Raw genomic sequence first — 22174 nt, forward strand, 5'->3', positions numbered from 1 at the left:
AATCTCAACCCCTAATCTGTGCCATGGGCGCTGACGCCGGACAGGCAGATCTGATCGAACAACAAGCGGAAGCGTTCGTCTTCCGGCTCCATGTAGACATCGCCGAAATCCTGCCGGTATTGACCGAACAGGGCCAGGTAGTCGTCCTCACCGGGCTTGCTTTGCATGTATCCTGTCCGTCTGTTTCCGCCCTCACGGGGCAGCACGCAAAACCGGTGCCACCCCGCCCGCCGCAGTTTTTGGCCGAATTCCCCTCTGCCGCTGTCGCTTTTGCGACACTCCCCCGCCCGAATGTCGCAGTTTTCCGGCAAATCCACAGTGGTTCGATCCTTGCATTCCGGGCACGCGAACACCCCCGGCAGGAAGGCAAGCGCGATGGCATTCACTTCAATCTGTCCCACAAACGCGATCAGCGAAGGCGGCATGGGCTTCTTTCGCGCAGGCAAGAAAAGCGTGCTGCTGCTCTGGCCCAACGGCGGCGAGTTGAAGGCCTATCGCGGGCGCTGCCCCCATGCGGACGTGCCGCTCGACGAGGCGAATTTCGACGGGCAGACCGTGACTTGCCCCCATCACGCCTGGGGGTTCGACAGCGCCAGCGGCAAATGCGTAACCCATGCAGTACGCAACACGCTCCATCCCTACCCCCTGCAGGTGGAGGGAGACGAGATCCTTGTCGATACCGGCCCGGTGAAAGCCGCACGGCCTCCGGCATGACGGCGGCGGCTGACTGGGTCATCTGGAACGGTTCGATGGGTATCCTCGACATGGTGGCCATCGGCCGCGTCGACGGCGGCGAGGCTTTCCTGGCCGAGCCCTACGATGTTGTCGGGCCGTTCCGGCTCGATGAACTGGAAGCGCAGGGACGGATCGCCTTTGGCGAATGCCTGGTGATGTCGCGTCAGCGCTGGCAGGAGGACCAGACCGGCCTGCGCATGGCAGCGCGGGAGAAACGGCGTGCCCAACTGATGCACGCCACCTTTGCCGATAGCGAAAGCGAACACCGCGGTACGCTGGACCTGCCGGAAGAAGGCATTCTCGATGCGGCACAGATCAACGCCGCGTTCCGGCGGCTGGCCAAGACCGCTCACCCCGATGCAGGCGGCAGCAGCACGCACTATCACCGCATCTCCGAAGCCCGTGACACGCTGCTCGAACGGCTCGGCATGGCGGTGTGAACGGAAGAAGAGCCCAGACGCCGCCGGAACGTGGCAGCGCCTGGGTATCAGTTCGCGTCAGACCTTGTCGGGCTGCGCGTACTTGCGGACCATGACGTCGATCGCCGTCATCGCCTCTGACACGTCGAGCCAGGTTTCGGCCCGTTCCTCGCTCTTGAACTCCTTGCCCAGATTGACCGGGTCATCCACCCCCGGCAGGTGCAGGAAACAGGCCCATTTGCCGCTGGGCAGTTGCTCTACCGTAACCTTATGATCCGCCATTATACTTCGCTCCTGCGCGTATGTGTTGCCTTTCGGACAAAACAACGGCGCGAGGGCCTTTTGCCCCCGCGCCGGCGGGCGACAAGCAAGATTCCTGCCATTCAGGCCGCCCGAAAGGCGCCGCCCGAACAAACGATACCCGGACAGGCCCGGCTGGAGTAACGGGCTGCCCGGGTATCTTGCGCACGCGGCGGTGCGCCCTCTCAAGCAGGTGAGGGGAAGGTCAGGCCATCAGGATCTTGTCGAGAGCCAGGCAGAACTTCTGCATGTCCTCCGCAGACCCGACAGTGACGCGCGACATCTGCGGATAGGCCGTCCACGAACGGCCGATCTGCACGCCCTGCTCCAGGAAAGCCGCCATCATTTCCTTGGGCGTCTTGCCCTTCCATTCCACCATGAACATGTTCGCGTGGCTGCCCGGAATCACCTTCAGGCCGCGCTTCTGGACATGGGCGATCGCCATTTCGCGCGCCGAGACCATCTGCGCGGCGCGGGCCTTGATCTGCGCGGCAAGCGGGACCGATGCCGTGCCGCAGGCCACCGCCGTCATCGGCAGCATGTTCGTGACCTGCCTGCCGTCATAACGCATCATCTTTTCATGCAGCGCAGGCGAGGCGAAAGTCAGGCCGAGGCGCATGCCGGCCATGCCGAACAGCTTCGAGAACGTGCGCATCACCAGCACGTCGTCGCGCTCAACCGCCAGCCTGGCCGCACGCGGTGTGTCGGACCAGTGCACATAGGCCTCGTCCACCAGCACGACCGCGTCCTTGGGCTTGTTCTCAGCCAGCCACAGGATGTCCTCTACCGGGGTGATCGTGCCGGTGGGGTTGTTGGGCGAGCAGATGTAGTAAACGCCCGCATTGGGATCGGCGGCCAGCATGGCCTTCACATCGTGGCGGTAATCGGACGTGAGCGGAACCTTGGTCACCTTGGCACCGATCCACGCGCCAGTGCGCCAGATCGATTCGTAGGTCGGATCGGCGGTTACAATGCCGCGCTTGGGCGATGCAAACGTGATCGGAACGCGGGCGAGCGGATCGCTGGAACCCGGCCAGGCCAGGATACGCTCCACCGGCACGCCTTCCACCTTGGACACCGCATCGAAGAGCTTGGCATGCTCGCCGTCGGGCTCGTACCAGTTGCCCTTGGCGACGATCAGCATCGCCGCTTCGGCCCCGGCGGGAAGCGGCCCTGTCCAGCATTCGTTGGACCCGATACGCACGGCCCCGGCAACCGCCTTGGCCGACTGCTGCGCAAAAGCCGATTCCGCGCTTCCGGCGAGAGCCACGCCGCCGCCCAGCAGCGCGGCGATGCGGCCGATCTGACGGCGCGAATAGCCGCGCGCGATCAGATCCTCGCCCGCTTCGCTGTTTTCGATGCGCTCCAAGACGCTGGTATCCTCAACCTGCATTATTCGAACTCCTTCCGATGAAATGCGCCAGCGTTCAGACCTTGAGCGCACTGCGAAACATGACGATGGCAATGACGACGAGATAGACACCGAACACGCGCTTCAGCACGCTCGGCGGCAGCGAATGGGCCGCCGCCACACCGAGCGGGGCCGTGAGGATCGACATCGAGGCTATGGCCGCCGCCGCAGGCAGATTGACGAAGCCCAGCGAGCCCCAGGGCAGACCATACTCACGAAATCCGACGATCATGAAACCGATAGTGGCGGGAACCGCGATGAGTGTACCTATTCCCGAGGCCGTGCCAACCGCCTTGTGAATCGGGCGCCCGCACATGGTCATGACCATGATCGCGATCGTGCCCCCGCCGATGCCCAGCAGTGCGGAAAAGGCGCCCAGCCCGCCCGAAATACCCACGCGCAGCGCGCCGCCGGGCATGTGATCGGACAAGACCAGTTTGGAAAGCTGGGGCAGCAGGAACACCATCGACATCGCCAGCACGCCGGTGGCGAAGATCATCTTCAGCACCGTGCCATCGACATGGCTGGCCAGCACCACGCCGATACCATCACCGACAATGATCCAGGGCGCCCAGCTTTTGAGAACTGCAAAGTCGACCGAGCCGCGCTTGTGATGGCTGAGGGTCGAGCGGATGGACGTAACGATGATGGTGGCGGCCGATGTCGCAACCGCAACGTGGGCATATTGCGAATGATCACCGCCCAGCAGCGGCAGCATGATCAGCAGCGCGGGCACCACGATGAAGCCGCCGCCGATTCCAAAGACACCGCCAGCGAAACCTGCCAGCAATCCAGCGCCCAGCAATCCTATCGCGGGGATCAGCCAGTCCATCGAGGACATAAGCACAATCGTCACTCCAATTCTTGTCAATACGAATTCAGGGGCATCAAAAGGCGGCGCCGCTCCGCCGTAACGAAGCGGCGCCCAGTTGCCGTAGGATCAGAAGTTCACGCCGAGGCGCGCGTAGTAGTATCCACCGTTGATGCCGAAAGGCGAAACCGTGGGATAGACACTGGTTGCAAACCTGCTCGAACCCGCCGTTTCATAGGCCGCGCGGATGTTCTCATAGGATGTCTTGGTCGGATAGTGGTTGAACAGGTTGTTCGCACCGATCGAGATCTTGATCGCCTCGGCCGGTTTGAAACCCACTTCCAGATCGGTGATGAACGATGCCTTCACCGGGATCGCAATCGCCTGCCCGGCCAGCGGGCTGCCGCCCGGCGCAGTGCTGAGGCTGGAGACCTTCGAATAGTAGCTTTCGCGCAGGTTCACGCTGAACATGCCCGATTCCCAATACATGCCAGCCGTGGCACGGAACTTGGGCGTGCTCTTCTCCAGTGTCCAGACCGCGAACTTGTCGATCAGCGCCGTCGCCGTCGGGTCCACGGTGCTGGTGTAGAGCGCCGAAGGCAGCGCCGCGATCGAGTCCACCTTGTTCTCGTTGTAGTTGGCGGACAGGCTCCAGTTGATGGGGCCGATGCCGGTGAGCATGTCGTACTTCGCGGTAAAGTCGATGCCGCGGGTCGTCATGTCGGCACCGTTGGCGAAAGTCTGGATGCGCACGGTGCCGCTCAGGTTGCGGTCCACGCCGGTGCCGTCGATCAGCACGTAGCTCGGGATCGTGCCGCCCAGCGCCGAGGAAACCGCGTCGTAGACCGCCTGCTGGTTGTAAATGTTGTAGGCGTCCTCGGTATAGGGAATGCAGCTCCCCGCATTCGCCCCCGAATAGCCTGCCGGGCAGTACTGGCCGCGGAAGCCATAGAACGAACCGGTGATAAGGATGCGGTCGCGGATCTTGATCCAGTAACCGTCGAGCGTGATGCTCAGGCGCGAGGACGGCGTGAAGACGACACCGGCGCTGAGGTTGGTCGACTTTTCAGGCTTCAGCCCGCCGAAACCCAGCGACGCCGCCGCCGCCGAGTTCGCCGGAAGCACACCGCCGACCGAGTTCGGACCGACCGAGATGCCCGAATAGAAACCCTCACCCAGTGTCGGTGCGCGGAATCCCGTCGAGACGGTGCCACGCACGGCGAAAGTGGGCGTGATGTCGTAGCGGCTGGTCAGCTTGAACACCGTGGTATCGCCAAAGTCGCTGTAGTGCTCGTGGCGAACCGCACCATCGACGAGCCAGTCGTCGACCGGATTGAACGAAACGTCGAGGTATTGCGAGAAATTGGTGCGGTGATGGCTGCCCGCGTTGGCGGGAGCATAGCCGAAGAACGACTGCGCGCCGCTGCCGTAGTAGGATGCCGGATCACCATCGGTAATGCCGTAAGTCTCACGGCGCCATTCGATACCACCGGCCAGGTTCAGCGGCGAAGCGAGCCCGATTTCGACCGGCAGCGTCAGGTCGAGGGTATTGGTCCACTGCGTGGCCTTGAAATCGCCGTTGTGGAACTCGGTCGGCGTGAAGCCGGTATCGCGGTAGAGCGAGGAGTTGCCCGAATTCTCGACATAGACGCCGACAAGGTCATGGCCGTAAGTGGACGCCACGTCGAAACCAAGCTGGCCGACCGTGCCCTTGAAGCCGCCGGTAACCGCCCAGTCCGTTTCACGCACGGCCTCAAGCGGGGAGAAACCGCTGGGATAGAACGGGACGACAGTGTCCGTATCGGACCAGTCGGCCGGAGCCACGAAGTCTCCGTTGGCATCGACATGCGAGGTAACAATGCCCGGCGTGCGGTAGTTCTCATAAGCGCGGGCATATTTGTGGCCGTAGCTGCCGAAGCTGTAGAGTTCGAAATCGCCGAACTGGTAACCCGCGTTGTACGTTGCCGTCGTCTGGTTGACGTAAGGATCGCCCAGGATGCGGTTGACGTAGGGGTAGTGCGCCTGATTGACCGCGTCGGGATAGTTGGCAAGGTTCGCCGCCGCAACGGTATTGTCGCCATAGACGCGCGGATCGACATCGCCGCGGAAGCTGAAGCCCTTCTTCTTCTTCTGGACCGTCAGGTTGACGTAGGAATTCTCGATCGGTGCGAAGCCGACATTGCCGGAAATGCTGTACGTCTCGCCGCCGCCGTCAAAATACTTGCCCGCCGTGGCGGTAACGCTGCCGCCATAATCGGCATCCTTGAGAATGACGTTGATGACGCCTGCAATCGCATCGGTGCCGTATTGCGCGGCCGCGCCGTCCTGCAGAACTTCGATGTGCCCGATCGCCGCGCTCGGAATGAAGCTCATGTCCGGCGCCGCGCTGCCGCCGTAAGGGCCGCCCGCGATCGAGACGTTGGCCGTGCCGTGGCGGCGCTTGCCGTTGATCAGGATCAGCGTGTGATTGGGGCTGAGCCCCCGCAGTTTCATCTGCAGGTTCATCGCCTGCAAGTCACCGCCGAAAGACTGCGCCTGCACCGAAGGCAGGCTCTGCGCCAGGCTCTGGATCAAATCCGGCTGGCCGGTGCGCGCCAGCGCCTCTCCGTCCAGGATCTGGATCGGCGCCGGGCTGTCTGCCGCCTTCATGCCGGTTGTGCGCGTACCCGTAACAATGATCGCTTCACCCGCATCACCATCCGGCGCGGCGGCACTTTCGGCACCGCTCGCCACCATGGATGCGGCACTTTGCGCCAGCGCCGGATGCACGCAGGCGCAAAGGCTCACGGCTAGTGCGGCAATGGATGCTGTTCCCTTGTATTTCATCTGGATCGGCCCCTGTCTTGTTGAATGGAATTTCTGTTCTGGGCCCCTCCCTGGAGATCCGGATTTTTTGTTTTTAACTTCTGTTTTTAAATACAATTCCCTCATTCGGCCCGGTAACATGGGCCTCGTTCCGAAGGACCGCCGGCAGCCGGCAGCCGGACGGCGCGCAACAGCTCAGCTCCGCAAGAAGCGCGCCTTGCGGCACGCGTCCCTGCGGCGGGATGCATGTCTCAACTCTCGGTAACTCTGGCGGCGCGGAACCGGACCGGCCCGGTGCCTTAGAAGGTCATGCCCGCAAAGCTGCCGGCACGGCCATGACTGCACCCCCGAACGATGCCGGAAGCGAAATATTGCACGTATGATTATTCAGACCCGAAGGCAGCGAGATGTTGCGACCGAACTGGCTGACCATTGGTCCCCCCTTTCAACCGTGGGAGCCCCCGCCCTTTCCGCCGCCGTTTACCGCGCCAGAACCGCAGGAACCTCGGAACGTCTGGATACGTCAACTTTTCTCCAGACACAGGAAAGTTAGGCTGGACGACCTGTCACCAAGCTGTCACTCTCAAGGGCATCAGGGAAAAAGAATTTCAGGGTTAGCGACAGCTTGATGACAGGTTTTTGCCAAACAGTGTCGAATCAAGAAATATTCGAAAAGTCTACGAATTAGGAAGGCCCGGCCGCAGGGGCGGTCAGGTCAGACCTTGCACAGGAGGGGATGCCGCAACTCGTTTTCGGGGAGTGAGTTGTTGCGTATACTGATTGTAGAAGACGACCGCAGCCTTGCGCGCGGAATGGAAGCATCGATGGCCTCGGCCGGTTTCGCCATGGATTTCGTCTCCACGGGCGAGGAAGCGATCGAGGTTCTGGCGAACGAGCCCTATAATCTGGTCGTGCTCGACCTGGGCCTGCCCGATATGGACGGGCTGGAAGTGCTGAGCACGCTGCGCCGCCGCGAGGTTCAGACCCCGATCCTGATCCTGACTGCGCGCGATGCCGTGAACGACCGTATCGAGGGGCTGGACCGCGGCGCCGACGATTACCTTTCCAAGCCGTTCCATCCGCGCGAGCTGGAATCGCGGGCGCGCGCCCTGATCCGCCGCAGCCTGGGTTCCCCGGACCCGGTGCTGCGCGTCGGCTGCCTCAGCTTCGACCGCTCGACCCGCACTGTCCATCTCGACCGTTCGGTCGTGGAACTGCGCCGCCGCGAACTGGCCGTGCTGGAAACCCTGATGGGGCGCCCCGGCAAAGTGGTCACGCGCGAATGCCTGACGGCCGAAGTCTTCAATTTCACCGACGCCGTCGCGCCCAACGCACTCGATGTCTATGTCGGCCGCCTGCGGCGCAAGCTCATGCCCCACGGCCCGGTCATCCGCACAGTGCGGGGGCTGGGATACATGCTAGAAGGCAACTGACCTTGCGCCCATGACTTCGCTGCGCGCCCGCCTGACCGCGGCGGTAATGATGCCGCTCGTGGCGCTGGCCATCACGTTCGGCGGCATTACCTGCTGGATGATCCACCGCACCTTGTCGAACGCGTCGGATCGCACGCTCGTCGGTTCGGTGACGATGATCAGCCGGGCGATCAACACCGACACGTCGGCGCGGCACCAGCTCCTGCCGCTGGCCATCCACCTCCTGCAAAGCCAGATGACGCCGGTGTCCCACTACAGCGTCTATGAAGGCGATCATCTGGTCGCGGGCATGGCCTGGCTGACCCCGCCCGGCGATTACAATCCCGCCCCCGGCGCGAAAATGCCGCGCCATCAACCCGCCAGCTTTCCCCGCAGCTACCGCGATACGCAGCTGGTGCAGGGATATGTCGACGCGCGCGATGCAAAGGGGGTGATACAGGCCGCCTATCTGCGCGATGCCGTGCTGGAAGACCGGTCCGTCCGCATCGCCACCGAGATCCGCACCCTGCCCGGCTTTACCCGCCCGGTCGTCATTCAGGTCGCCGATTTTCTCGATGACCGGCAGGCCTATGAACAGACCTACTTCCTGCGCGTCGCCGGGGCGGGCGTTCTCATCGTCATGGCGGCCGTTCTGCTGTTTTACGGGGCCGTCACCTGGGGCCTCGGCCCGTTCGCCTCGCTCACCCGCCAGATCAGCGCCGCACGCCGTCCCTCCACTGCAAACGTGCGCCTGACGCTGGCTTCCGATGCCCCGCGCGAGGCGCTGTTGCTGGCCTCCGCCTTCAACGAGCTGATGGCCCGCACCGAACGCGCCATCGGCTCGCTGCGCGAATTCACCTCCAACGCCTCGCACCAGTTGCGCACGCCTCTGGCCATCGTGCGCGTCCATGTCGATGTGCTGAACCGCTACGGTCCCTCCTCTCCGCAAGGCGCCACGGCGCTGGCGGACATCGGCGCGGCGGTCGATTCGCTCGAACGGCTGCTGGCGCAGCTTATCTCGCTGGCGAGAATGGACGAGCAGGGCCGGGACACCGGATCTTTCGAGGCGTTCGAGCTGACCGGGGTAACCGCCGGGATCGTCGCCAGCCGGGTCACGCACCCGGACACAGGTGCCATGGATATCGGTTTCGAAACCGATGCCGCCGCGATCATGGCGCTCGGCGACCGGATGCTGGCAACGGAAATGATCAGCAACCTGCTCGACAACGCCATCCGCTATAACCGCGCCGACGGCACCGTGACGGTACGGGTTCTCCTGCGCGAAGGCGAACCCGTAGTGGAAATCGAGGACGATGGCCCCGGCATCGCCCCCGCCGACCGCGAGAAAGTCTGGGAGCGTTTCTACCGTGCGCCCTCGGCCACAGCGCCGTCCGGCAGCGGGCTGGGGCTGCCCATCGTGCGCGCGCTGGGCGAGCGCATGGGCGCGCAAGTCACTCTGGCCGATGGCGCGGGCGGCCGGGGTGTGAAGGCCACAATCGTGTTCCGCCCGCCGGACCCCGGACTTGAAGTTCCGTCCGGCACTTATTTTCCGCAAGACGCCCAGATGACAGCTTGCTGACAGGGTTTCTGAACTAACCGAAATGTTGCGCTATTCAGCAGCCGAACTTCCTTCGCGGCCCGGACAGCAGGCCTGCAACCCCCAGAGGATGACGCTTGCCACATGAGGCGACCTGACTTCCCGACCGGCCCCCAGACGGGGGCGCCCGCGGCTCCGCCGCCCGCGAACGGCAGCTGGCTGAGACTGCGGCCGCACATGCTGCTGTTCCTCGGGTTTGCAATAGGGACCGGGGCGGGCACGCTGGTCGAATATACCGCGCCCCTTCATTCGCTGACGGAACAGATCCTCACCTGGTTCGTGCGTCCGGTGGAACAGCTCTTCCTCAGCGTGCTGTTCCTGCTGATCGCCCCCCTGCTGTTTTCGGCCATCGTTACCGGCCTTTCGCGCATTCGCGGCAATGCGGGCATGCAGGGCCTGATCGCGACGACGCTGATCTACATGACGGCAGTCTCCGCCTCGGCCGCGCTGATCGGACTGGCCATGGCCAACCTGTTCCGTCCCGGCGATGGCATTCCCCCCGAAATCGGCCAGCAACTCGTCGCCGCGCACTTGCCCGCGATGCCGCGCGGGCTGATCGATCTCGCGCCGGGCTTCCGCTCCGTAAACGGATGGATCATGATCATGGTGATCCTGTCGTTCGCGATCGCCGCCGCCCTGCCCCTGCTGCGCAAGCAGAGCGGGCGCTGGCTGGTCAGCACCTGCGAGCGATTGTTCGATGTCGGCATGCGGGCAGTGCGGCTGGTCACGCGCTTCGCGCCGCTCGCCGTCGCCTGTTTCATGTTCGACATGACAGTGATGTTCGGCTGGCACCTGCTGGTCTATCTCAGCGCCTATATCGCCGTCGTGCTGGCCGCACTGGCGCTGCAGATCGTCATCACATTCTTTATCGTCGTGTGGATGCGCGGCGAACTGGCCCCCGCCGCATTCCTGCGCAGCGTGCACGAAGCCGCAGTGATCGCGTTTTGCACCTCATCCTCGAACGCCACGCTGCCCACGGCCCTGAAAGTCGCGGAGACGGACCTGGGCCTGCCGGGCCCGGTGGTGCGGCCGGTGCTGGGTCTGGGGACTGTCGCCAACCAGAGCGGCACCACGATCTATATCGCTGTTACCGTACTGTTCGTCGGGCAGTTCTTCGGGATGGATCTGCGGCTCGACCAGCAGGCGCTCGTCTTCGCCGTCGCCGCACTGGCGGGCATGGGCACGCTGGGCGTTCCCGCAGGCGGGCTGCCCGCCGTCGCCACCGTGCTGGCGCTGACCGGCCTGCCGCCCGAGGGCATCGGCCTTGTCATCAGCGTGGACCGCCTGCTCGACATGTTCCGCACGGTCGTCAACGTGGTGGGCGATCTGGCGATTGCCGTGGCGATTTCCCGCGAACCGGTCGTCGCGCCCCGCGATGTTCATGTGGTGACGCACGACCTGCCCTGAGCGGGGATCAGGCGCTCAGCGCTCGGCCACCCATTCACGCCGCAGCGCGGGCCCGGCGAGCGCCATCAGCAGCGCCGCCAGCAGATAGAGCCCCAGCGCCCAGAGCATCGCATAGCGCAGCGCCTCATGGCCGAAGTGCGGCGTCAGCAGCGTGGAAAGCTGACCCAGAGCGTAGATGCCGCCACCCAGCCCGATCAGGTTGTTGATGAGCAGGAACAACGCCGAGGCGGTCGCACGCGCGGGCGGCTCTACAAGATGCTGCACCGCGCTCGTCACTGGCCCCAGCCAGACGTAAGCCAGCGCCTGCGGCACCAGAAACAGCAGGAAGGCGAACAGCACGCTGGAAGTCCAGATGCCGCCCGCGAACAACGGCACCGCCACCACGTAGGCGATGGCCGGAACCCAGCCGTAGAATGCGCGGTCCGCACTGCCGAGACGGTCCGCGAGCGCGCCGCCGGAAAGCACGCCCACGCTCCCCCCGATCAGCAACACCGCGCCGATGAACCATGAAGTATGCACCAGATCGAGCCCGAAACTGCGCTGCAGCAGGCTCGGCAGCCAGAAGGCCAGGCCATAGCCCAGCATCGAACTCGACGCCGCGCCGAAGCTGAGCAGCCAGAACGCCTTCTTGCACGCCAGCACCGCCGCCACCGCCCCCAGCCCGGCCGCGGACGGCGCGCCGGGGCTGGCCGCGGGCTTGGGCCTGTCGCGCACGATCATGCGGAACAGCGGTGCGATCAGCAGGCCCGCCAGCCCGACAACCAGAAACGCGGCGCGCCAGTCCACCCGCGCCGCGACATAGCCGCCCGCCAGCACGCCCAGCGCCGAACCGAGCGGAATGCCCAGCGAATAGACCGAAAGCGCGAAGGCGCGCCGCTCGCTGGGAAAGTGATCGCCGATCACGGCATAGGACGGCGCCACGCCCCCAGCTTCCCCCACGCCGACGCCGAGCCGGGCCAGGAAAATGTGCCAGAACCCCTGCGCCAGAGCGCACAGAGCGGTGAACAGGCTCCAGATCACCAGCGAACCGGTAATCACCCAGGACCGGCTGGTGCGGTCCGCGAGCGAGGCCAGCGGCACGCCCAGCGTCGAATAGAGGATCGCGAAAGCAACGCCGCCGAGCATTCCCATCTGCGCATCGTCGAGCCCCAGATCCGCCTGGATCGGCGCGGCCAGGATCGCCAGGATCTGCCGGTCTACGAAATTGAAGATGTAGACGAGCAGCAGCATCGCCAGAACCAGATTGGGACTCGTGCCGTTTGTCTGCTTCGCCGTGGTCATGTCAGGTCACATAGTCCTTGCAGAACGCCTCGACCGCAGCCAGCGCCACTGGCTCGTCGAGCATGGGGGCATGACCGGTGCGCGGCACTTCGACGCTGGCATAGGGCCCCGAGTGGCGCTGCGCCATCATGCGCTCGGTCCCGGCGCTCAAAAGATCGGACAGTTCCCCGCGCACCACCAGCACCGGCGTGGCATCGAGCAGCTCCCACACCGGCCACATATCCAGCGGCACGGTTTGCGGATCGTCCCCTTCCACGCTGCTCGATATCGCCGGATCATAGGCGAAGGAAATCGTGCCGTCCGCATTCTCCCGGCAGGTACGCCGGGCAAAGGCCATCCATTCGGCGCCGCCATAGTCCGGAAAGGCCATGGCATTGATCGCCCGGCAGCGCGCGGCGGCCTCGGCCCAGTCCGCCATTGCCCCGGAAGGCCCGACATAGCCCTGAATACGCGCCAGCCCGGCGGGATCGAGTTCCGGGCCGATATCGTTGAACACCACCGCGCTGGCGAGCCCCGGCCGCATGGCCTGCATCACCATGGCCATCAGCCCGCCCATCGAGGTGCCGATCAGCCCCGCGCGCGCGATGCCGAGGCCGTCCAGCAACGCCAGCATGTCCTGCGCGTAGACGTCCGGACGGTACTGCGCGGGATCGGGATCCCATTCCGACAACCCGCGCCCGCGCTGATCGGGCACGATCAGCCGGTAACGCCCGGCCAGATGCGCCGCGAGCGGCTCGAAATCGGCGCTGTTGCGGGTGAGCCCGTGCATCATCAGCAGTACCGGCGCCGCCGGATCGCCCGCCGGATAATCGCGCGCGGCCAGTTCCAGCCGTCCGCAGGCGCTGCGGTAACGGTGGTCGCGGTAAGTCATGACATGAATCCTTTTCGGGCGAGAAGGTCCGGCGGGTCTTCCTGCGGGGGGTTAGGAAGCGGAAGACCCGCCGGACGGGCCGGACAAGTCCGGCTTATAGCTCCAGCGTTGCCGTAACAAAGACCTGGCGCGGATTGCCGTAGAAGGCGGTCAGCGTGCCTTCGGTGCCCAGCGTCGGCACCAGCCCGCCCGCCCCGTCAGGCGCGACGAAGGAATAGCCCGATGTCTTATACTGCTTGTCGAACAGGTTCTTGCCATGCAGGCCAAGGCTCCAGCCCCCGCCCGGCGCGGTGTAGACCAGACTGGCATCGACCAGCGCATAGCCCTTCTGATCGATGTAGGGGTTCGGCACTTCGAACTGATAGGTCTTGGAACGGTAGGACACCGTGCTGCTCAGCGAGAGATCGCCTCCGCCCAGCGGCGTATCGTAAGCCAGAGTGGCGCTGCCGGTCCACTTGGGGGTGTTCTGGATCTTGCGCTGACTGGACACATCGGTCGGCACAGGCAGGCCCGTATCGGGATCGGGAACGTTGGTAATGTATTCCTTGTAACGCGCGTTGATGTAGCCCAGCGAGCCGGTGAAGCTCAGGCGGTCGCCCGATATGGCCAGATCACGCGCGACGCGGGCGTTGGTTTCCACTTCAAAGCCATCGATCCTGGCCTTGCCCGCATTGGTAATGACGCCGCAGAATGTCGCCACGCCGCCTACGGTGCAGCCTGCCGAACCGGGAATCTGCACATCCTTGTAATCCATGTGAAACGCTGCGACCGCCAGGTAGAGCCCGCCGCCGAACAGGTTGCCCTTGTAACCCATCTCGTAGCTATCGACCGATTCCGGCTTGAAGCTCAGGTAGCGTGCAATCTCGGCATCGCTCGGTTCACCCGAGGGATTGGTGGTGGGCGCGTTGACGCCCACACCACGCGGGTCGAAGCCTCCACCTTTGAAGCCCTGCGAAAAGCTGGCATAGATGTTGTGATCGGGCGTCGGCTTGAAGCTGAGCGAGGCGCGCGGTGTAAACTTCTTGAAGGTCGCCTTGCCCGAGAAGTCCGTGCTGGGGCTGCCGAAAGGCACACCGGGGCCGCCGAAAACCGGCGATCCGCCCAGCAGATAGTTCTGGCGCAGGATGTCAGCCTTGCGCTGATCCCACGTATACCGGCCGCCGAGCGCAAGACTCAACTGGTCCGTGAAGTCCAGCGTGAAGTCGCCGAACACGGCGAAGGTTTCCGTATCGACGTTCGCCTGCGTGAAAGCGGTCAACCCGGGCAGAATCGCCGGAGCTGTCGTGAACAGCCGCACATCGAACTGCGTATCCGCCTTGGCCGTGAGGTAGTAGGCGCCGATCAGGCCCTGGAACATGCCGCCATCGTCGTAGAGCAGCTGGAATTCCTGGCTGGTCTGCTCGTTGCGGTAATAAGCAGGCACATCGAGATCGACTGCGGGCAGCGCATCGAAATCGATGGGCGAGGCCGAATGGTCCTTGCGCCAGGCGCTGATGGAACGCAGCGTCAGCGCATCGGTCAGTTCGGCAGTGGCATTGATCGAGAAGCCATAAGCCTCCACGTCCTGCTTCGGATCGATCAGCCCGCCCTGCGTGTCATAGACATCCTTCAGCACCGGCGTGCCCGAGGTATAGCCCGGGATCAGACGGTGGCCGCCGCGCGCGTTGGACTTGTCGTGCGTGTAGTCGCCATTGATGCGGATCGTCACCGGCGCGCCGTAGCCGCCCAGTTCCACCGTGCCGCGCGCGGCCCAGATATCCTTGTTGTAGTTGTCCTCCCCGGTCGTCAGGTTCTTGCCGAAACCGCCGCGCGAAAGGCGCGCCAGTGAACCGCCGACGCGCACGAGATCGCTGACCGGCGCCGAGGCGGTGATCACGGCATCGGCCTGATCATAGCTGCCGTAAGTCCCCCTCACTTTCAGGTACGGGTCCTGCGCCAGCGGCTTGGTCACATACTTCACCGCGCCGCCGATGGTGTTGCGGCCATAGAGCGTGCCCTGCGGCCCGCGCAGTACCTCGATGCGCTGGACGTCGTAGATATCCAGCACGGCGGCCTGCGGACGGTTGAGGTAGACGTCATCCAGATAGATGCCCACGCCCTGCTCGAAGCCGGAAACCGGGTCCTGCTGGCCGATGCCGCGAATGAAGGCGGACAGCGTCGAGTTGGTCCCGCGGGATGGCTCCAGCGTCACGTTCGGGGTCGTCTGCGCCAGATCGGTCACGTCGATCGCGCCGGATTTGGCCAGTTGCTCTCCGCTGAAAGTGGTAACGGCGATCGGCACGTCGACCAGCCGCTCCTCCCGGCGGCGGGCGGTGACGATGATGTCACCCCCGGTTTCTTCCGGCGCCTGCGCCTCAGACGGCGCGTCCTGCGCCAGAGCCGGGGCGGAAACGCCGATACCGCCGGACAAGGCCAGCACACTCGAACCAATCGCAAGAAAACGCGCCTTACGCATCGCACACACTCCCAATGAACCTTTTTTGTTGGCAGTCACTATATTGATAGTTGAACCATGTTTCAACTTTGAATGTTTGCCATGCCGCGAAACTCGGTTTAGCTGTATCTTCGTGACCACAGCAGACGCGCGCAAACCCAACCCGCCCAGCAAGGTGCCGCGGACCGAACGCGGCCGCAAAACCTTGCGCAAACTGCTGGATGCCGCCGCCATCGAATTCGGCGAGCGCGGGTTTCACGAAGCCTCGATCACCGGCATCACCCGCCGCGCGGGAACGGCGCTGGGCAGTTTCTACACGTACTTCGATTCGAAGGACGAAATCTTCCGCGCGCTGGTGGACGACATGAGCGGCAAAGTCCGCGAAGCCGCAAAGGACGCGCTGCGGGAAGAGCGGCCCGCGCTGGAAGCGGAACGGGCGGCGCTGGTCAGCTTTCTGCGCTTCGCGCGCGAGCACAAGGAAATCTACCGCATCATCGACGAGTGCGAATTCGTCGATCCGGAAAGCTTCCGCCAGCACTATCAGACCACCGCCAGCCGCATTCACGAACGCCTGACCGAAGGCGCACGCCGGGGCGAGCTGCGCGAGGATCTGGGCGAAGCGCATGCCTGGGCGATCATGGGCATGAACGTGTTCCTGGGCCTGCGCTATGCCGTCTGGTCCGACGAGGCGGGGCTGGAAGACATAGCGGACCTTGCCAGTTCGATCCTGCGCGAAGGCATTGCCCGCAAGCCCTGACAGGCACCGGTTTTCCCTCCCGGTCAAACCACCGCGCAGCCCGGCGATTGACTCTGCCCCGCCTTCGTTTCTAGACAAGTGTCTAGTTCATGAAGGCCGGGAGAGAAGCAATGGCGGCGTCAGACTGGGAGACGGTCCACCGGCCGCTGTTCAATGCGGACGTGCTGGCCAATGCGCTGAACACCGGCGGCGGCCGCCCGCTGCTCAGGCAGCTTGATGGCCCCACGCTCACAGTGGCAGACATGCGCGACGAGACCAGCCGCTTCCTCCAGGCGCTGCAAGCGGTGGGGGTGACAGCGGGAGACCGGGTCTCGCTAATCGCGCCGAACCGGCCGGAATGCTTGCACGTCACGCATGCCCTGCAATTGCTCGCGGCGCTCTACGTGCCGATCCATCCGCTCTCGGCGCTGGCGGACCAGTTCACCGTGATCCGCGATGCGGGCGTGAAAGTCCTGCTGTTCGACGCCGAGCGCTTCGAAAGCCGCGCCGCGGAGATCGGGCACGCGATTCCGGGCATCCGCCTATTGGCCATCGGCCACAGCATGGTGGCCGAAAACATCCAGGAACTGGCCGCTGGATTCACGCCGCAAAAACTGCTCGCCCCGGCAGCGGACGGGCACGACGTGATCCGGCTGGGCTATTCGGGCGGTACCACGGGCAAGCCCAAGGCGATCCCCAGCTGCCAGCGTTCGGGCTTTCTCACCGGGCTCTACATGCAGGCGGTGTGGGAATGGCCGGAAAAGCCCGATATCCTTTCCTGCGCGCCGCTCACCCATGCCGGGGGCGCGATGTTCATGCCCGCGCTGCTGCGCGGCGGCACGTTCCTGATCCTGCCGCGCTTCGATCCGGTGCAGGTGATGCAGATGATCGAAAGCCACCGCATCAACTGCATGATGCTGGTGCCGACGATGATCTACGCCCTGCTCGATCACCCGCGTTTCGGGGACTTCGATCTCTCCAGCCTGGAGACGGTGTTCTACGGCGCCTCCGCCATCAACCCGGCGCGGCTCAAGGAAGCGATCGAGCGGATCGGGCCGGTTTTCGCCCAGTTCTATGGCCAGGCCGAAGCACCGATGGTGCTGACCTACATGCGCAAGCGCGATCACGATCCCGGCGATCTCAACCGCCTCGCCTCCTGCGGCCAGCCGAGCCCGTGGATACGGCTGGAACTGCACGACAGTAAGGGTCATCCGGTGCCAGACGGCGAACCGGGCGAGATCGTGGTGCAAGGCCCACTGGTGATGGACGGCTACCGCGATCCGGAGCTGACCGCAGAGGCCTTCAAGCACGGCTGGCTGCACACGGGCGATGTCGCGGTGCGCGATCCCGGCGGGTTCCTGCACATTGTCGACCGCACCAAGGACATGATCGTTTCAGGCGGCTTCAACATCTACCCGCGCGACATCGAGAACGTGATGGCCGAGCATCCCGCCGTCGCCGAAGTGGCCGTGATCGGCGTGCCCCATGAAAAGTGGGGCGAGGCGGTTCATGCCGTAGTCGTGCTCAAACCCGGGATGAGCGCCAGTACGGAAGAACTGTGCAGCCCGGTCGCCACACGCAAGGGAAGTTATCAGACGCCCAAGTCGGTCGAATTCGCCGAGGCCATTCCGCAGACCCCGGTCGGCAAACCCGACAAGAAAGCCCTGCGCGCAAGGTATGCAGACAAGGCCTGAGCGTAACCCTTCCCTCCTTCCCGGTGAAGAAGGTTGAGCGTTCCGCTCCGGGGGTATCAAGCTGCGTTAACTTTTGCCTCCCGCCAGTCCTGCAGCGGGACGCCGGTACGTCTGCTCTGGTGGTTTACGCTGTCTTAGGCGAAGATGCGCCAAGGAAGGCGACGGGATTCGCACCCGGAATAGCCAGGGAACGCTTGAGTGAACGGACGCATCTTTCTTGCCTCGGGCTTTGTCGCCCTTGCTGCCATCGCCGTCGTGCTGGTCATGGCCGCATCGCCGTCCACACCCGAACCCGCCTCGCTGGCCGAAGCGAAAGCCGCCGCGGCCAAGGCTGCACCGCCAGTAGCCAGGCCCCCCGAACCGGAACCGGCCCCCACGCCGGAAGCCGTGGCCAGCAACGAGCCTTTCGTGATCAAGCGGATCCTGCCAATCAGCGGCCCGATCAAGTACGGCGAATGGCACTGGGACGAGACAGGCGTGCCCAAGGGCCCCATCGTCATTACCGTCGATCTCAAGGCCCGCGTGCTCTCCGTGTTCCGCGACGGTTACGAGATCGGTGCCACCGCCGTGCTGCTGGGCACCGGAGACAAGCCGACACCGCTGGGCGTCTTCCCGATTACCCAGAAAGACATCGATCACGTCTCCAACATCTATACCGGCGCGCCGATGCCCTACATGCAGCGGCTGACCGACGACGGGATCACGCTGCACGGCTCCAAGGTCGAAAAGGGTTATGCCAGCCACGGCTGCGTGGGCATGCCCAATCCCTTCGCCGCCAAGCTCTTTGCCATCACCCATCTGGGCGACAAGGTCTATATCACGCGCGGCAAGCAGGTGGGCCTGGGCGACAGTCTCGTGGGAAGCTGAGGCCCGCTCCCGTCCTTTCGCCCGTCAGCCCCGGCGCTTTGCAGCCCTCACCGGCGCTTTCGCGAAGCTCCAGCCCCCGGCATTAGGCCGCACGACCAGTTCGCCGATCGACGCGGGACGGCCTTCCACCAGCGTATCGACGAGCCGCGCCACAGCACTGCCGCGCGGCTCTTCCCCGCCGAGTTCGCGCACGATGCGCGCCACCACACGCAAGGCCACCGCGCGCGGGGCCTGCGGCTTGTAGCGAAGCCCCATCGGCTCGGCCTTCACGCAGGAACGCCATTCGAGCCCGGCCATCCACTCCAGCGCCACATCGGCCTCGGCAATGTGCGCGGCGCTGCGGGCAAGCGCGGGCACGTCAAGCCAATCGGCCCCCGCCAGCGCCTTGCGGATGCGCACCCGATCGAAGCGGTCGTTGGCATTGCTGGGATCGTCCGCCGCTACCAGCCCGGCAGCCCGGACCACATCGCCCAGCTCGGCGCGGCGCCAGTCCAGCACCGGGCGCAGCAGCGGGATCGGCGTGTCCGGCACCCGGCCCCGCGCACGGGCCCCGGCAAGCCCTGCCACACCGCTGGCCCGGTTGAGCCGCATCAGCAGCGTTTCGGCCTGATCGTCGGCATGGTGCGCAGTGGCGACGGCGGCAAGCCCGCGCTCTTCCACCCAGTCCGCCAGCGCCGCATAGCGGGCCGCGCGCGCCTCGGCCTGGATATTCCCCCCGGCCACTTCGACCGGAAGCGTGGCATGCGGCACGCCCCGTTCCGCACAGACCCGCGCGACTTCCGCCGCCTCGCCCGCGCTTTCGGCGCGCAGCCCGTGATCGACGGTCGCCGCCTCGATCCGGCCGGGCAGCGCGGCATGGGCCAGCAGCAGCAGGGCCAGACTGTCCGGCCCGCCGGACACCGCCAGCCCCAGCCGCGCCTCCGGTGCATCCGCGCCTTCGGGCCAGATTTCCCGAAGGCCGGTGCGCAGCCGCTCCGCCATACCGGCCGTCAGGCTGCCGTCAGCTGCAGGAGAGTCCATTGCGCGTGGCAGTATAGAGGCTGTTCAGGCGGCCTGCCGCCTCTGCCGCATACGTCTCGCTGAATTCGGCCAGCGCGATGCAGGCGCGCTTGGTGTCCTTCAGTTCCTTCATCGAAACCGCAAGGTACAGCAGACTGTCTGGCGCACGAGCCCCGCGCTTGTCGGTCTGGTAGTTCTGCAGGAACCACTTGGCCGCCTCGCCCGGATTGCCATCGTCGAGATAGGCACGGCCCAGCAGGTTGCGCCCCCAGCTGGCGCGGCGGTGCTTGGGATACTTTTCGAGGAACAGCTTCAGCTGCTGTTCGGCCTCGGGATAGAACTTCGCATCCCACAGGCGGAAACCATAGCTGTATTCATCATCGCCCGGATCGTCGGTCTGCGGCTTGACGATGGCCTTGACCGCCTCGATCCGGCTGGTGGTCGGTGCCGCCGGTTTGGCCGGAGCAGGCGCCGCAGCGGCGGGCGTGGCGGAAGCGCCGCCAGTCATCGCCGCCAGGTTCGCCTGCGAAGCGGGCTCCGCACTTTCCGCCGGGGCCTCGGCAGGAGCGGCTGCCGCAGGCTGCAGACCGCCCGCCAGCTTGGTTTCAAGCTGATTGATGCGGTTGCTGTTTTCCTCGATCTGCGAAGTCAGGCGCGCCATCTGCGCCTCGACCGCATCCATGCGGGTCAGGAGATCGGTCACTGGCGTCGTGGCAGGCTGGCCCGGCGCGCTCGACGGCACTGCGGCCGGTTTGATTTCCGGCTCGAAGAACTTGCTGTCCCCGCCCGGGAACACCTTGCGCTGCAGCGCGCGCACTTCCGCCTCGACTTTCTTCAGCCGCCCGTCGACGTTTTCCTGGGCCATCGCAGGCACCGCGCCTGCGACCAGCATCGAGGCCGCAGCCGCCGTCGCCAGCAGTCGCGCGGCCAGCGTACCGCCAAAAGAAGCTTTCATTGCCAATTCAACTCCGTGTCCCAACACCCCGGCATGGGGCGAACCCTGGACCGCCCGCGCCAGGCTTGCCACCACCTGGCAGAAGCGCACGGAACGGAACATTAACCAAGGCCATAACCATCAGGATTTTTGCCGCAAGTCCTGCAACCTGTCGAGGGCAGCTAGTCGGAAACCGTGGAAAGAGGAGCCGCCGTCTGGCCCGCCTGCGGTGTTGGCGAGGGAGCCGCGTTCGCCGTGGGCGCCGGGGTGGTGGACGGCGGCGCCGGGGACTGGGTGGGCGCCGGGCTCTGGGTGGCGCCCGGCCGGGGCGATGGCGCAGCAGAGGACGGTGCGGAAGACGGCCGGGCCGATGATGTGCCACCAGGACGCGGCGTGGACGACGCAGCCGGGGCAGGAGCTGTTGTCCGGCCCGGCGCCGCCGTGCGGGGGGCCTGCGTCTGCGGGGCCGGTACCGCAGAAGCGGTCTGACGCGGCGCTGTGACTTGCGGCGAAGGCTCCGGCTCGGGCGTGCTTTGCGCAGTACGGCGCACGGCAGGGCGCCTTGCGGGCTGTGGGGCCGGGGTCGCGGACGGGGTTGGCGTTGCCGTGCTGCGGGCCAGCAGGACCGGACCGGCAAGCGACACGCCCGATACCGTCTCGGGGCGCGTGGACAGCGGCGGAATGGCCTTGCCGCCTACGGTAATCTGCAAGGCATCGGGCCGCCCGGTGCGCAACTGCGGCGCGCGGGCATCCGCAGGCACGGTCCAGCTTTCGCCCTTGGCAAGCCTCTTTTGCAGCAGTTGCTTGCCACTGCCGTCCGTCACCTTGATCCACACACCATTGGCCGTCGCCGTCAGGACCACCGGGCCATCGCTGGCTGCCGGTGTGGGCAAAGGTTCCGGCGCCGCCACGGGAGCGCTTGCCTCCGGTGCCGGAGTTTCGGGCGGCAGCAGATCGGGAAGCTTGCCTTCGGGGGACAGAAAACTGCTCCAGAACATCAGCAGCAGCGCGATGACGACAACCGCGCCGCCCGCGGCAAGCCACGCCAGCCGCACCGGCGGCACGCGTGCCGGATCGCCCGGCTCGAAGCTCGATACGGGTTCCTCGCCGCTGGCTTCCTCGGCATCGATCTGGGCGTGGACAGCCGTCGCAACCTCCGCCTCGTCCAGCCCCAGCGCACGTGCATAGGCCCGGGCAAAACCAACGGCATACGTGCGGGCCGCCAGATCACCGAAACGGTCTTCCTCGATAGCGCAAAGATGACGCTCGGCGATTTTCGTCTGCGACGAGATATCGGCGCGCGTCAGCCCTGCCGCTTCCCTTGCGGAACGCAACATGTCCCCGGCGGTCGGCGCAAGACCTGCCTGCCCCTGGCTATCGGTATTCTCGCTATCCATGCGGCTCCCGAAGGAATTTGATCATTATTTCCCGTAAGCAATACATAACCAAACCGTCCCGCCG

19 protein-coding genes are annotated in these 22174 nt (G+C 65.1%); 8 read left to right on the forward strand and 11 right to left on the reverse strand.

Annotated elements, in window-relative coordinates; all coding sequences use genetic code 11:
* Positions 1–11 precede the first annotated feature (11 nt).
* Positions 12–425 (reverse strand): hypothetical protein, encoded by a 414-nt coding sequence (locus tag MTR66_RS14145; RefSeq protein ID WP_243922141.1) that lies wholly within the window; start codon positions 423–425, stop codon positions 12–14.
* Here MTR66_RS14145 and MTR66_RS14150 point away from each other — a divergent pair.
* Positions 424–714, forward strand: coding sequence for a Rieske 2Fe-2S domain-containing protein (locus tag MTR66_RS14150; RefSeq protein ID WP_243922143.1), 291 nt, complete (start codon positions 424–426; stop codon positions 712–714). The two genes, MTR66_RS14145 and MTR66_RS14150, sit on opposite strands and share 2 nt — an antisense overlap.
* On the forward strand, positions 711–1175 hold the full coding sequence (locus tag MTR66_RS14155) for a J domain-containing protein (protein WP_243922146.1): 465 nt from the start codon (positions 711–713) through the stop codon (positions 1173–1175). Before MTR66_RS14150 ends, MTR66_RS14155 begins: the two co-directional genes overlap by 4 nt.
* Before the next feature lie 57 nt (positions 1176–1232).
* Here the strand turns inward: MTR66_RS14155 and MTR66_RS14160 are convergent, their stop codons facing one another.
* From MTR66_RS14160 to MTR66_RS14175, 4 genes are all read right to left on the reverse strand, one after another.
* The gene (locus tag MTR66_RS14160; RefSeq protein WP_243922148.1) at positions 1233–1436 is read right to left on the reverse strand and encodes a hypothetical protein; all 204 of its coding nucleotides are present in this window, start codon (positions 1434–1436) and stop codon (positions 1233–1235) included.
* A 223-nt stretch (positions 1437–1659) separates the two neighbouring features.
* Positions 1660–2847 (reverse strand): pyridoxal phosphate-dependent aminotransferase, encoded by a 1188-nt coding sequence (locus MTR66_RS14165; protein WP_243922150.1) that lies wholly within the window; start codon positions 2845–2847, stop codon positions 1660–1662.
* A gap of 34 nt (positions 2848–2881) precedes the next feature.
* Positions 2882–3697 (reverse strand): sulfite exporter TauE/SafE family protein, encoded by an 816-nt coding sequence (locus MTR66_RS14170; protein WP_407673055.1) that lies wholly within the window; start codon positions 3695–3697, stop codon positions 2882–2884.
* A 108-nt stretch (positions 3698–3805) separates the two neighbouring features.
* Positions 3806–6502: a TonB-dependent receptor plug domain-containing protein gene (locus MTR66_RS14175; RefSeq protein WP_243922152.1), complete on the reverse strand. Its 2697-nt coding sequence runs from the start codon at positions 6500–6502 to the stop codon at positions 3806–3808.
* A gap of 746 nt (positions 6503–7248) precedes the next feature.
* Here MTR66_RS14175 and MTR66_RS14180 point away from each other — a divergent pair.
* From MTR66_RS14180 to MTR66_RS14190, 3 genes are all read left to right on the forward strand, one after another.
* Positions 7249–7914, forward strand: coding sequence for a response regulator (locus MTR66_RS14180; RefSeq protein ID WP_243922154.1), 666 nt, complete (start codon positions 7249–7251; stop codon positions 7912–7914).
* A gap of 10 nt (positions 7915–7924) precedes the next feature.
* The gene (locus MTR66_RS14185; RefSeq protein WP_243922156.1) at positions 7925–9472 is read left to right on the forward strand and encodes a sensor histidine kinase; all 1548 of its coding nucleotides are present in this window, start codon (positions 7925–7927) and stop codon (positions 9470–9472) included.
* A gap of 102 nt (positions 9473–9574) precedes the next feature.
* A complete protein-coding gene (locus MTR66_RS14190; protein ID WP_243922158.1) occupies positions 9575–10897 on the forward strand; it encodes a dicarboxylate/amino acid:cation symporter in 1323 nt (440 codons plus the stop codon).
* 15 nt (positions 10898–10912) lie between these two features.
* Here the strand turns inward: MTR66_RS14190 and MTR66_RS14195 are convergent, their stop codons facing one another.
* From MTR66_RS14195 to MTR66_RS14205, 3 genes are all read right to left on the reverse strand, one after another.
* Positions 10913–12178 carry a spinster family MFS transporter gene (locus MTR66_RS14195; RefSeq protein ID WP_243922160.1) on the reverse strand — a complete coding sequence of 422 codons (1266 nt, stop codon included), beginning with the start codon at positions 12176–12178 and terminating at the stop codon, positions 10913–10915.
* 1 nt (position 12179) lies between these two features.
* Positions 12180–13049: an alpha/beta fold hydrolase gene (locus MTR66_RS14200; protein WP_243922162.1), complete on the reverse strand. Its 870-nt coding sequence runs from the start codon at positions 13047–13049 to the stop codon at positions 12180–12182.
* A 94-nt stretch (positions 13050–13143) separates the two neighbouring features.
* Positions 13144–15504, reverse strand: coding sequence for a TonB-dependent receptor (locus MTR66_RS14205; protein ID WP_243922164.1), 2361 nt, complete (start codon positions 15502–15504; stop codon positions 13144–13146).
* A gap of 112 nt (positions 15505–15616) precedes the next feature.
* Between MTR66_RS14205 and MTR66_RS14210 the strand changes: the two genes are divergently transcribed.
* The 3 genes from MTR66_RS14210 to MTR66_RS14220 all read left to right on the forward strand — a co-directional run bounded on the left by MTR66_RS14210 (position 15617) and on the right by MTR66_RS14220 (position 18780).
* Positions 15617–16240 carry a TetR/AcrR family transcriptional regulator gene (locus MTR66_RS14210; protein WP_243922166.1) on the forward strand — a complete coding sequence of 208 codons (624 nt, stop codon included), beginning with the start codon at positions 15617–15619 and terminating at the stop codon, positions 16238–16240.
* Positions 16241–16350: 110 nt separating this feature from the next.
* Positions 16351–17913 (forward strand): AMP-binding protein, encoded by a 1563-nt coding sequence (locus MTR66_RS14215; RefSeq protein WP_243922168.1) that lies wholly within the window; start codon positions 16351–16353, stop codon positions 17911–17913.
* Between the two features lie 198 nt (positions 17914–18111).
* Positions 18112–18780 (forward strand): L,D-transpeptidase family protein, encoded by a 669-nt coding sequence (locus tag MTR66_RS14220; protein WP_243922170.1) that lies wholly within the window; start codon positions 18112–18114, stop codon positions 18778–18780.
* A 24-nt stretch (positions 18781–18804) separates the two neighbouring features.
* Here the strand turns inward: MTR66_RS14220 and tilS are convergent, their stop codons facing one another.
* The 3 genes from tilS to MTR66_RS14235 all read right to left on the reverse strand — a co-directional run bounded on the left by tilS (position 18805) and on the right by MTR66_RS14235 (position 22110).
* A complete protein-coding gene (gene tilS / locus MTR66_RS14225) occupies positions 18805–19800 on the reverse strand; it encodes a tRNA lysidine(34) synthetase TilS (RefSeq protein ID WP_243922172.1) in 996 nt (331 codons plus the stop codon).
* Positions 19781–20734, reverse strand: a complete 954-nt coding sequence (locus tag MTR66_RS14230) for a tetratricopeptide repeat protein (RefSeq protein WP_243922174.1) — start codon at positions 20732–20734, stop codon at positions 19781–19783. The genes tilS and MTR66_RS14230 overlap by 20 nt, the downstream gene beginning before the upstream one ends.
* A gap of 161 nt (positions 20735–20895) precedes the next feature.
* Entirely contained in the window at positions 20896–22110 is a 1215-nt protein-coding gene (locus MTR66_RS14235) for a helix-turn-helix domain-containing protein (protein ID WP_243922176.1), read from the reverse strand.
* Positions 22111–22174: the final 64 nt, after the last annotated feature.

Origin of the sequence: Novosphingobium beihaiense (assembly GCF_022832375.1) — a bacterium.
Lineage (GTDB): Bacteria > Pseudomonadota > Alphaproteobacteria > Sphingomonadales > Sphingomonadaceae > Novosphingobium > Novosphingobium beihaiensis.

Coding starts and splice junctions, on each gene's coding strand:
- MTR66_RS14215 (WP_243922168.1), top strand. CDS start 16,351: ATGGCGGCGTCAGACTGGGAGACGGTCCACCGGCCGCTGTTCAATGCG.
- MTR66_RS14205 (WP_243922164.1), bottom strand. CDS start 15,504: ATGCGTAAGGCGCGTTTTCTTGCGATTGGTTCGAGTGTGCTGGCCTTG.
- MTR66_RS14235 (WP_243922176.1), bottom strand. CDS start 22,110: ATGGATAGCGAGAATACCGATAGCCAGGGGCAGGCAGGTCTTGCGCCG.
- MTR66_RS14170 (WP_407673055.1), bottom strand. CDS start 3,697: ATGGACTGGCTGATCCCCGCGATAGGATTGCTGGGCGCTGGATTGCTG.
- MTR66_RS14195 (WP_243922160.1), bottom strand. CDS start 12,178: ATGACCACGGCGAAGCAGACAAACGGCACGAGTCCCAATCTGGTTCTG.
- MTR66_RS14160 (WP_243922148.1), bottom strand. CDS start 1,436: ATGGCGGATCATAAGGTTACGGTAGAGCAACTGCCCAGCGGCAAATGG.
- MTR66_RS14165 (WP_243922150.1), bottom strand. CDS start 2,847: ATGCAGGTTGAGGATACCAGCGTCTTGGAGCGCATCGAAAACAGCGAA.
- MTR66_RS14190 (WP_243922158.1), top strand. CDS start 9,575: ATGAGGCGACCTGACTTCCCGACCGGCCCCCAGACGGGGGCGCCCGCG.
- MTR66_RS14175 (WP_243922152.1), bottom strand. CDS start 6,502: ATGAAATACAAGGGAACAGCATCCATTGCCGCACTAGCCGTGAGCCTT.
- tilS (WP_243922172.1), bottom strand. CDS start 19,800: ATGGACTCTCCTGCAGCTGACGGCAGCCTGACGGCCGGTATGGCGGAG.
- MTR66_RS14200 (WP_243922162.1), bottom strand. CDS start 13,049: ATGACTTACCGCGACCACCGTTACCGCAGCGCCTGCGGACGGCTGGAA.
- MTR66_RS14230 (WP_243922174.1), bottom strand. CDS start 20,734: ATGAAAGCTTCTTTTGGCGGTACGCTGGCCGCGCGACTGCTGGCGACG.
- MTR66_RS14155 (WP_243922146.1), top strand. CDS start 711: ATGACGGCGGCGGCTGACTGGGTCATCTGGAACGGTTCGATGGGTATC.
- MTR66_RS14185 (WP_243922156.1), top strand. CDS start 7,925: ATGACTTCGCTGCGCGCCCGCCTGACCGCGGCGGTAATGATGCCGCTC.
- MTR66_RS14150 (WP_243922143.1), top strand. CDS start 424: ATGGGCTTCTTTCGCGCAGGCAAGAAAAGCGTGCTGCTGCTCTGGCCC.
- MTR66_RS14145 (WP_243922141.1), bottom strand. CDS start 425: ATGCCGCCTTCGCTGATCGCGTTTGTGGGACAGATTGAAGTGAATGCC.